The 10,885-nt window shown below is 57.3% G+C and carries 6 protein-coding genes and 2 pseudogenes; 1 reads left to right on the top strand and 7 read right to left on the bottom strand.

The window, feature by feature from the left end; genetic code table 11:
* Positions 1-76: 76 nt before the first annotated feature.
* A pseudogene (locus tag AB6809_RS35815) lies at positions 77-847 on the bottom strand (IS110 family transposase); the annotation flags it as partial.
* Between the two features lie 77 nt (positions 848-924).
* On the opposite strand from AB6809_RS35815, the pseudogene AB6809_RS35810 reads away from it, so the two are divergent.
* Positions 925-1,323 (top strand): annotated as a pseudogene (locus AB6809_RS35810) (IS3 family transposase); the annotation flags it as partial.
* 286 nt (positions 1,324-1,609) lie between these two features.
* On the opposite strand, the gene AB6809_RS35805 reads toward AB6809_RS35810, so the two are convergent.
* The 6 genes from AB6809_RS35805 to AB6809_RS35780 all read right to left on the bottom strand — a co-directional run bounded on the left by AB6809_RS35805 (position 1,610) and on the right by AB6809_RS35780 (position 10,821).
* On the bottom strand, positions 1,610-1,861 hold the full coding sequence (locus tag AB6809_RS35805) for a hypothetical protein (protein ID WP_371028553.1): 252 nt from the start codon (positions 1,859-1,861) through the stop codon (positions 1,610-1,612).
* A 225-nt stretch (positions 1,862-2,086) separates the two neighbouring features.
* Entirely contained in the window at positions 2,087-3,652 is a 1,566-nt protein-coding gene (locus tag AB6809_RS35800) for a methyl-accepting chemotaxis protein (RefSeq protein ID WP_371028552.1), read from the bottom strand.
* A gap of 1,720 nt (positions 3,653-5,372) precedes the next feature.
* Positions 5,373-5,822, bottom strand: coding sequence for a MarR family winged helix-turn-helix transcriptional regulator (locus tag AB6809_RS35795; RefSeq protein ID WP_371028551.1), 450 nt, complete (start codon positions 5,820-5,822; stop codon positions 5,373-5,375).
* Positions 5,823-7,713: 1,891 nt separating this feature from the next.
* On the bottom strand, positions 7,714-8,112 hold the full coding sequence (locus AB6809_RS35790; protein WP_371028550.1) for a tautomerase: 399 nt from the start codon (positions 8,110-8,112) through the stop codon (positions 7,714-7,716).
* Positions 8,113-8,218: 106 nt separating this feature from the next.
* Entirely contained in the window at positions 8,219-9,613 is a 1,395-nt protein-coding gene (locus tag AB6809_RS35785) for an amidase (RefSeq protein WP_371028549.1), read from the bottom strand.
* On the bottom strand, positions 9,610-10,821 hold the full coding sequence (locus tag AB6809_RS35780) for an MFS transporter (protein ID WP_371028548.1): 1,212 nt from the start codon (positions 10,819-10,821) through the stop codon (positions 9,610-9,612). The genes AB6809_RS35785 and AB6809_RS35780 overlap by 4 nt, the downstream gene beginning before the upstream one ends.
* Positions 10,822-10,885: the final 64 nt, after the last annotated feature.

The following is a 10,885-nucleotide window of genomic DNA, read 5'->3' as shown; positions in this document are numbered from 1 at the left end:
TAGTCAAAAACACAGTCGTATGCCTACCCGCTATTTTAAGTGGGAGACCGTGTCCGGTGATTCAAGGGGCTACTCCAGCATTTGCCAGTACACAGCGCGCGCCGTGAGTTAAGAGCGTACGCAGGTAGGTGTCACCCCTCTTGCTGATTCCAAACAGGCTTACTCTCCCGCCCGAGCCATGTTGTCGTGGAACGAGACCTATAAATGCGGCGAATTCTCGCCCTGATCTGAATGCCTTCGGATCTGCCATCGTGGCGACTGCTGCGGTCGCCGTAAGCAGGCCCACGCCGGGGATTTCCGCTATCGCTGAACAATCTCGATCCTGCTTAAGCCAGATGCGAAGCCGTTGCTCGATCCTGGCGATTTGCTCGTCCATCCTTGCTACTTCGTTCCATCTGTCGCGCAACGTATCGATCAGCATGGCTGGCAGACGCTCCGCGAGCCTGTGCAAGGCGCCTGGCATTTCTCTTTCCAGAACCGCGCGGCTTCTGCCCATAACCTCCCCGTATTCGGTCATGAGGCCGCGCAGCGCATTTATCTGCATCGTCCGCATCTTTACTAGTTGTTCGCGCATCCTGTGCATGGCAAGCACCGCCTGCTGAGCCTCGGTTTTCACTGCAACAGCCTTGCCCGGCTGTTGGACAGCCAGCCAAATTGCTCGTGCATCCGCCGCGTCGCTCTTGTTGCCAATGTTGAATGCCTTCACGAATCTTGACGAGAGCAGCCTGACCCGATGTCCCAGCTTTGTCAGTTCGCGCGCCCAATGTTGTGCGCCGCCACATGCTTCCATTCCAATAAGACAAGGGCCGCGATTTGAGAAGTATTGAAGGAAGCCGGCGCGCTTGATGGCCTACTGTTAGACACAAGACTATCCGTTATTTTAAGAGGGTCCTTGTGTCCTCAGATACGTGGGGCTGCTCCAGCTACGCGATGAGCGAGCGCATGACAAAACAGCTGGTAATGCGGGCGCTGTTTCGGGCTGTCGCGTCACACCGACCACCGGCCGGTCTGATACAGCACACGGATCGCGGCAGTCAATACTGCGCTCACGCCTATCAGAAGCTCCTCAAACAGTTCGGCATGCAGGCATCAATGAGCAGACGTGGAAATTGCTTCGACAACGCACCCATCGAATCATTCTGGGGCTCGCTGAAAAATGAACTCGTCTATCATCGCAAGTTCGTGACCCGCAATCAGGCTCAGAAAGAAATCACGGAATACATCGAAATCTTTTATAACCGGCAGCGCACACAGGAGCGTTTGGACTATCTGTCGCCGGCCGCTTTCACGCAGCGATTCCATTTGAGTAAAATCGCTGCTTAACCCGTTGGCGTCCACGGATTCCGACCGACCTCAGAACTGGCAGCAAGGCGGCGTGCAGGCGCCGCCCAACGGTCGCCTTCTGACCGTCGTGCATCGGCCGTTGACCGAGGCGGGAATGCCGCCGCAGGTGATGCAGCCCATGCGGCAGGCATATCCTGGCCCGTCGCATCCCGGCCAATCTTATCCGGGACAGCCATATCCCGGACAGTTTGGCGGGTATGGTTAGGGCACTGAGAGTAACTGAGGGCCAACTCACCGGTGAAGTCTCAACGCCCTCTTGCAGCGCTCATCGGCAGGTATCCGGGCGCGGCTTTGCGCCGCGCTCTTCCACCGGCACCTTGCAGTTATTGACTCGCTGCTCGTCGCTGCCCTTGTCGCCCAGCCGCTCCTTCAGCGTTTTTGGATCTGCCTTGTCGGGCACACGCCCTGTAGCAGATGGATTCGATGCTGCCGTATCGGCCGCTGTGTTGGCGAGTTCCCTCACCGGCGCGGCGGCAAAGGCGAACGCTAGGGCAATACCCGGAATCGCACGCGTCATTTACGTCCCCCCTCGAATCTGCTGACTGACCTGCATTGTCGAGCCTATGGTGCGCCCCGTCCTCCTCTTTCTGGCGCTCAAATCGCAGCGAGAACGGTTAGTTGACTTTGTTTGGCCTCTGGAACAAACCGGTTCAAGCCCAATTGCACATGATCGTCGCGACTGGGATGCAACAAGCTGTGCGGCCGCACTGTCACCCACCGGATCTTGGCGTAACAGTTCTTGCTATCTATCGATATCGGGAACCTTGAATACCGACACCACCTCGCGCAAAGAGCGCGACTGAGCCGCCATTGATTGAGCCGCCGCCGAAACCTGTTCCACCAACGCCGCATTGCGCTGCGTCACCTCGTCCATTTGCGAGATGGCAACGGTCGCCTGCGCAATTCCCGAATGCTGTTCCTCAGATGCGGCGCTAATCTTTTTCATCAATTCGGCAACCCGTTGTACGGATTCGAGAATCTCACGCATTGTGAGTCCAGTATCTTCGACCAAGGCGCTGCCATCGCTCACCGTTGCGACGGCCTGAGTTATCAGGTCCTTGACCTCCTTGGCAGCCGCAGCGCTTCGTTGCGCTAGCGTGCGCACCTCGCTGGCCACCACAGCAAACCCTCTTCCCTGCTCACCAGCGCGCGCGGCCTCGACTGCAGCGTTAAGCGCAAGAATGTTGGTCTGGAAGGCGATGCCTTCGATCACCGAAATTATCTGCGTCACTTTGCCGGAACTGGTCGATATGTCGCTCATGGTCTGGACAACCCTGCCTACGATCACCTCGCCGCGGCTCGCGGTCTGGCAAGCCTGCGAAGCCAGCGAATCGCCTTTTCCTGCATCGTCTGCATTTCGCCGCACGGTCGCCGCCAGCTGCTCCATACTGGCAGCCGTTTGTTGCAAGGAGGCCGCCTGCTCTTCGGTACGCTGGCTCAGGTCCGCATTTCCCGTCGCGATCTCCGCAGAACTGATTGCAATGCTCCCGCTGCCAGCAAAGACGCGTGATACCGTCTCGCGAAGGCCCCCGTTCATGCGCCCAAGCGACGCGAGCAGCAGGCTGATCTCATCTTGACCTTCCGCTTGTATCGTTGATGTTAGGTCGCCTTTTGCGACCCGTTCGGCTAATTGCACGGACTGCTGCAGCGGAACAGTAATAGACCGGGTGATGAGGAAGGCGATCAAGATACCCCCGATTAATGCAGCGATCATGAGGACAAGCGTCCATAAGCGCGCGCTAACGAACGCCGCATTCGCACCCTCGACTTCCCGCATAGACCCCTCATGATTAAGCTTAATGTCCGCGTCTATGAACGACAGAGTAGTCGCAAAGCGCGAAACTCCTTCGCTGGCGGCAAGCTGACGGGCGCTGGACAAATTGGCGTCTGCCGACCCCATTAACCGTTCAATCTGGTCGCTCGTCTCAAGATAACGTGCCCACGACGATTCGATCCCTTCGTAAAGCCTTCTCTCGTCATCAGAGGATAGATAGTTTTTGTAGTTCTGCATTGCAGCCGCAAATCCGATCACTCCTGCCGCGCGACGTGCGTGCAACTCACTAATCCCTTTTTCATCTGCCGGAAGCAGTTCGCGCAGGGATATGCGACGCACGTCGTCGGCCCTGCGTCGGATTTCGCTCAACGCCTCAACACTAGGCAGCCAGTCTTCCGAGATGGCGCGCGTCCCGGCGTAGATTCGGGACGATTGCACCAAGCCAATGCAACCGACAGCCGTCAATAGCAGCAGTACGATTGCAAAGCCGACACCGAGGCGTCGTCCAATCTTCATATTCTTGATAAACGCCATCTTGTAAAACCTCGAGTTGAACCCATCGTGACCTCGATCTAAGGATGGGTCTTCGATTGCTGTTGAGCTAACGCGGCTTCGGCAGCCGCTCGGCTGATACCAAGCAGTTATCTGAAACCGCCGCCTGCCCCGTTCCATGGTCAGCGATCGAGCTCAGAACTGTTCTTGGAAACGCAGCTTTTCGGGCGTTCTCATCAACGGATTGCGCCGCTTGTGCTGCATATAACGCTCACATCCTGCTTGCCCTCTCGGCGGATAATCTGCCGACGACATACGGATTGTGCAACGGACAATGCGTGTATATGCTCGCATTGTATCGTTAACTCGCCCACGTCGGAGCCAGTTTCCAGCGTGCGACCTTCCATTGCGGTGCGGGCAAACAATGGTCGGCGACCCGTGAAGAGCTCTGCGACGACTGCGGCCGGTATGGGCTATAAGGGATCGCGCTACGACGCGCGGTCGCGTCCGCATATCAGCTGGGGCGCACGCGCGGTAGCTGACACTTTAGGACGTTTATTGCGCCCCGCCGGTGAACTCTCGGCCAGCAATACTTTTTTGACACAGCCCGATGAAGGCCGGCGCATAATCCACCAAATTACTCGCCCGCAGCGGTATGGCCGCGCATCGCTATCTGTTCGCGCCAACATTCCGGTCGCCTTTCGACGTTGCAACGCAAGCTCTAAGGCATGGCCTAAGCAATCACGCCGCATGGTAATGCGCCGGCTAGGCAAGGTGCGGCTGCCCGGCATCCGGGTCGCTAACGCCCTGTATTTTCGCGCTACTATAGCGGCCGCAACACAACAAACTGGCGCCCCAATGAAGGCGGCTCAGAGCACATGGATATGTCAATATGCCCACAGGTCCGCTGGCACTATGTCTTTAATAAGAGGAAAGAGCAGGTCACGGAACATCTCGACAGCGGGCAGCGGACGGTAAGCGATTGTCCGCTCAGCAAGTAAGCCTGCCGCGTCGTCAACTAATATCTCGATGCTTTCAAGTAAGTGCCCCTGAATGGAGCCTTGCCATCTCAGAACCGTCGTGACTGCGTCAATGCGGTACTCCGAGACATACTGTCCGCCAATGCCCCGCGCGAGCGCTGACGCTGCGAGTACGGCCGAAACTATTTCTGCGCCCACTAACGGCCGGGTTAGCACCGGGGAATTGAAGACTATATTTTCGGCAAGTATGGCCCTTATATCGTGCGGGCTATGTACCCCGGATTCTCTGAGCGCTCGCAGTGCATGCATTTTTGGTCTCCTCACGGTTTATCTCAAGGCGCCCCTATTTCAACGCAATCCTCAGATCACACACGCCACGAAGATCGCCGCAAGCGCGCTTGCCGTCAATACGTTCCGTTACCTATATGTAAGATCCGAGGGAGCCTCTTATGCAACATCCGAAGGAAGGGGGCGCGTAGGATTCGTCGGACGTCGCAACGTGAGCGACGCTTTGATTTATGGTCCGTTGCAGTTGCAATAAGGCGCCCGCCCGATCGGAAGTGCGCGGAGCGCGCCTGCGAAACGGTGATGCGAGCTTAGCCACGCCCTCTTGGACGCTCCAGCCCCCCCGGGGAGCTACCCGCCGGCGCGCAGCACCAGTGCGAGCGTCGCGCCGATCTCACAACGACGGCCGGTGCGGGACCGGGCAATCGGATAACCACTCTGCGTCGGTACCGCCATCCGGTACGGCCCTCATTTTCGCGGCTCGCGCCGTTGCAAGCTCATTGAGAATGGAAAGCGTTCTCCGCAGACAACTCTCGGCCCACGCTTACAAGCCGCTTCAGAGCAAATCGCAACTCTTTGGCTTCACGCTTACCCACCTTTCGCTCAAAACGTTGGTGCACTTGCTCCCACAACGGCAGGGCACTGGCAAGGGCCTTTGCCCCAGCGGGCGTCACGGTAACCAGCCTTTCGCGCCTGTCTTCCCCGACGTCAACTTGCACGAGGCCTTCGCGCTCGAGTGGCCGCAAGTTTCTTCCAAGAGTGGTTCGGTCCATCGCCATCAGGTCGGCCAGCTCGCTTAGCGAAATGACACCTACTGCTGACGCTCGCGCGAGCATGGAGAATTGCGTCATACGCAAGCCGCTTGGCCTGAGCACCTCGTCATATGCCTGCGTCAGCGCACGCGTTGCACTGCGCAGAAACGAACAGTTACATTGAAGCAATTCCATCGAACGTCTCCGGGGGTTGTGGCAACTGAGAACAGTATACGCGCATATGCATCCAGTTCGCACGCCCCCGAAAGGACCGGCACTTACGCGAACTCGCCACCATGCAGCACTCCGTATCTCCCCCAAGAGGCCCGAGCGACTCAATCAGATGACATCGCTTTCATGACAACGACATCGTCAATCCCTTCCGCGTTAAACGATGAGATCGGAAGCGAAGGCAATTGCCAACTGCCCACCACCGACCGCCATCCTCGCAACCGAACCGATAACCGAGATCGGCAACTGGTCGAGCGGTCGACAGTACGAAAAACAGCGACGAAATCTACTGCAAGCTAGAGGCCTCCCGCGTCGGCGATGAACACCTCCGCACCATCCGAAAACCGCCTTCAGTTGCCTGCACCTTCCACAACGCTGCGATGCCCACCGGATTATGGGGAGCGAGTTCAATGGCAATGACGGCGACGTCACCTCTTTCTGAACAAGATCAGCTTTTCTGAAAGGCAGTTATCCCATAACCTCGGTACCTGACGTGCAGTCAGGGGCCGAGGCACTGATATGGATCTCTACTTCACCGCCCTTTCGGCGCCAAACCGCAGAGCCAGTACCGTTGCGCGTCTTCAGATGCTGTCGCAGATCCTTTCGGGAGGATACGGTTAAGCACTTTAGCGCGAGCCCGTGTCCGGGATCAATATCTTCAAACTAACTAAATCTTCAGTTCACCGGCCGGCAGGCGGTCAAGCTCCTATTTCCAACCCACATCGGATACGTTCTACCTCGCTGAGTCTTAACATTTCGTGTCGATCCGTTATTGCCTTCGCTCAACGACGTCCACGTTCATCCGTAGTTGACCCCGTTGACAATGCGCGCATATACACGCACCATCGCAGTCAAAGCGTTTTGCGTTATCTAGCAGATATACCTCAGCGCGCTTCCGACTCTTCATTCGCCGCACGGCCGAGCGCCTATTTGACGACGACTACATCTGTTCAGTACTCGCGCAGGGCGGCACCAAATGCGTGCCGCGACTCAACCGCCCCTTACGGGCGGAAACCTCCATGTCGGGCTGGAAGACAGCCTGTATAGAGAGAGGACGCTTGGCAAGAAACAATGCAGACCAAATCCGAAAAGTCCGGTGACTTGTCAGCGAATTGTTGCTCGAAGTGGCGACGCTGGAGGAAGCCAGAACGATGCTCCGCTACAAGGCGCAGGCAACGTTAGCTTCTAAGTCCAGTAGCTCCACAACTATGCTCCTGGCGAGGGCCGAGGTGGATGCTTCTTTGGCAATCCCGGAAGGTCAGCTTCAGATGGTGCAGCGAACGCACACTGCGTGTCGTGACCGTGATGATGTTCTCGGCTGCTATCTCGGAACAGGTGTACGCGATTCACGCAATATATCGGTAACTCCTAAAGACGACATCAAATTTATTGGACCGTGACTATGTCGACGATAATCAGGAGGTGCGCTTCAATAGGGCGCTGGACCTTTAGAAGCCGCGCCAGGAATTTCGCCAATCTGCCTCCCAAACCGACTTCAGGGCCAGCGAGTTCGCCAATCGGAAATTGGCATTTCGACGATGTCTGTACCCGCCTCTTTGATGTCTTCTGCGAACGCCGAAGGATTGTCCACCTTGCTTATCTATTGCGCGCCTGGCCGCTGACGTCGGAGAGCGGATCCTCAATCAGTCGGCTACTGTCGGCGCTGCATGAACTGCTTCGGGGACACGCGGAGAGCATGGAGTCGGATGAGACGGCCCTGCTCGTCCTCGCTATTACGCTCGCCGAGCACAGCGGACTGCCATCGGATGCTTTATCAGCAGTAGGCATCCGCTAGGCGTCGGCGCAGTTGTGTTCCCGGGCGTGGAGCGTTCAAGACTGCCCCGCATAAAAACGATCACGCCCCTGAGCTTTCGTCTTCAGACCACTCCGGGCTGTACCCACCTAGTGTCGGGTGGTACATTTCATCGCCGGCATGCTGAGTGAACTCAACGTTTAGACGGTCCTCGTGAAGCCCAAGAATTTCGATACAGTGCCGACAGAGCGATTTCGCGACTTCAAGCCGTAGCTCACCGGAGCGGCCCCTTCGGATGTCGCACATTAGAACTGCGACAGGTTGTGGGCGGCCGTCAATCATTCGCCAAACACCACCGTCTCCGCACTCCCTCACCGCCACACTAATGCGGCGGATGTCGACGCTCATCATCCTTGCATAGGTTTCGCAAAGAAACTGCGCAAGCCGGGCCTTAGCCTCTGACGGGTACTGACCGTTTACATCGAGCTGCAAATATGGCATCCGCTTACTTCCTATAAATTAGGGCTGGAGAAAAAGGGGAAAACGAAAAGGTGAATCACGCACATCCCGAGCGTCCCCAAACTGTTCGCTTATCTCAATGTTTACTTCAGCTTGCAGCGCCCGCAATGATCGATTCGATCGCGTTGGCTATCTTCAGCAGCTGCCAGTCGCCGTCCCTGTGTCCAGCAACCATCAGACCGACTGGAGCTTCGCCTGGGCGGTGCACAGGCAGCGAAATAGAACAGCAGTCGAGAAAATTGAACGGGCCGGTATTCCGTAGCAGTTTCGTCCGGACAGCATCTTCGGCAGCCATACATTCGTCGAACGTGGGGGCAATGATTGAGGTCGTCGGAAGCAACAACGCGTCAAACCCTGATGTAGCGGCGTCGAACTCTCGCATGAGGCGGCGACGATGTGAAAGCATCGACAGGTAATCGGCAGCCAGTATCTGTGCCCCACTTCTCACTCGGGCGCTAATGCGGGGATCGTAGTCGGCGCCACGCCGCTCGAGCAGTTCCCGATGCCATGCATATGCTTCCGCTAATTGGATCACGCGATTGCCATTAAGCGCATCCACTTCGCGGAGTGCTTTGAAAGAGACTAGGTCTATCCGCGCCCCGGCTTCCGAAATTAGCGCACAGGCGCGCTCAAACGCGCGACCAACCTCGATGTCCAAGTCGTCAAGCACTATTTCGCGAGGCACGCCGAAGGTCAATCCGCGGACACCAATCATGTCCAGAGGTACTGCGGCTTCGCCCGAAATGATTGCGTGAATCGCGGCGCAATCAGCCACCGATCGAGCAAGCGGTCCAATCGAATCAAGTGTCGGCGACAGCGGAACCGCTCCTGACAATGGCACCGCGCGCTGAGTAGGTTTGAAGCCGACAACGCCGCAAAGGGCTGCCGGCACACGAATAGAGCCAACAGTATCAGAGCCGATCGCGACGGCAACCATGCCGTCAGCCACCGAGACCGCCGCACCGGACGACGATCCTCCCGGGATGCGATCGCGGTCCCACGGGTTTCCTGGCGTGCCAAAATGAGAGTTGAGCCCGACCACCGAGAATGCAAAGGGTGTCATGTTGGTACGGCCAATGAGCACCGCCCCCGACGACCGTAGCCGAGATACAACAGGCGCATCGCACGCGGCTACCGGCATATCGTCGAGCGCGAGTGCGCCAGCTCTCGTTACTTCCCCTTTAACGTCTAGTAGATCTTTTATAGACACCGGTATGCCGGCGATTGGCGAGGCCCGGTAGCCCGACCGAAGTAGCGTGTCCTGGGCGGCGGCAACGTCTGTTGCTTGCTCACGCCACACCGTTGTAAAGGTGCGGATTCCCTCACCCATTGGATCGTCGATCCGAGCAATGCACAGTTCGACTTGTTCCGAGCTGCTTGCCTGCCCGGCTTCCATCGCAGCGGATTGCGCCAGTACCGTTGCATATTGACCGTCGTCGTGCGCCCCGCCGGACGCGCTGATTTTAAATTGATGTTTCGTCATGAGGTTCTGTTACCGTTGTCCGGAATTTCCGCCCGGCGTGCGTCAGGCGACACATGAGCGAGCCTAGGTTTGACGAACACACCTGGCACTACGGATAACATCGCCATCATTCCGACAAGCGAGACTAATCCGGCGGCAAAAAACATTGCGTTGTAGCCACTAACCTTGACCAGGTATCCAGTGAGCGTCGGTGCCGCTACAGACGAGATGTTCGCAATAAAGTGCGTCATACCACTGAACGTACCGATGCGGGCACGCGGGGCCGTATCCAGCACGACCACCCAATACACCGCATTTGGCAAGGTGTTCAGTGCGTTGGCGACTGTCATCAGCGCGAGAACCCCTGCCGCAGATCCCGCCTTCGGCATCAGCAAAAAGCACATGCCAGCAAGCAACAGGCAGGCGGCTGCGAACTTGCTGCGTGCAATCCGCAAGTCACCCGTCTTTGTCAATATCAAATCCGAGAGTCGGCCGCCGATCAAGACCGCAAGACACGAGCCGAGCCATGGGATGACGCCGACGTACGAAAGAGATGAAAGGCTATAGTGGAATTGGTTCTGAAGGTACTTTGGCGTCCATGTAAGCAGCAGAAACGTCACGTAAAGGAACGCAAAGTAGCCGATAGCGTTACATACCAATGTGCGACTTGAGAAAAACGAGAGCGAGCCCGGGATTTCTTCGTTTGAGTCCGGGGGGGGCGCTGTTGGCGAGCCTGTTGGTGCATCAAGTCGAATCTTCTGGAGTTCGGCGGCATTGACCCGGTGACTCTGTTCTGGACTATCAGTAAACACCCACGCGAATACCGCGATCAGCAAAAGGCTGCCAGCGCCAAGTATTGCGAATGTCATCCGCCAGTTGCCAGTAGCGGTAAGCAGTCCGACAGTGATGGGTGCCGCAAGCATTGCGCCAAACGGTGTACTTGCGAGTGCAAAAGAAGAAAGCATTGCACGTTCGCTCGGCGCCGCCCATCTCACAATTGTCTTGTTAATGCTTGAGAAGGCGGGGCCCTCACTAAAACCGAAGATGCTCCGCATCACTGCAAACCCGGCAAGAGCGCTGCCTCCAAAGAGGGTCAACCCGAGCTCTCCTGCAATGGCGGTGCCGCCCTCAAATATCGACCAGGCGACTCCTGCAACAATCCAGACCTTCCGGGCGCCCCATCGGTCCAGCAAAAGACCACCGATTAGAGCTCCGACCCCGGCGGTCACCTAAACTCCTCCGGGTGTGGTCACTTCAAACTCCTCCACCTTGCGGTCCGATCTGAGCAGACCG

This window comes from Paraburkholderia sp. RCC_158, from assembly GCF_041355255.1.
GTDB classification, from domain to species: Bacteria; Pseudomonadota; Gammaproteobacteria; order Burkholderiales; family Burkholderiaceae; genus Paraburkholderia; species Paraburkholderia graminis.
The sequence above is the reverse complement of the archived record's forward strand: the minus strand, read 5'-3'. Positions and strand labels throughout refer to the sequence as shown.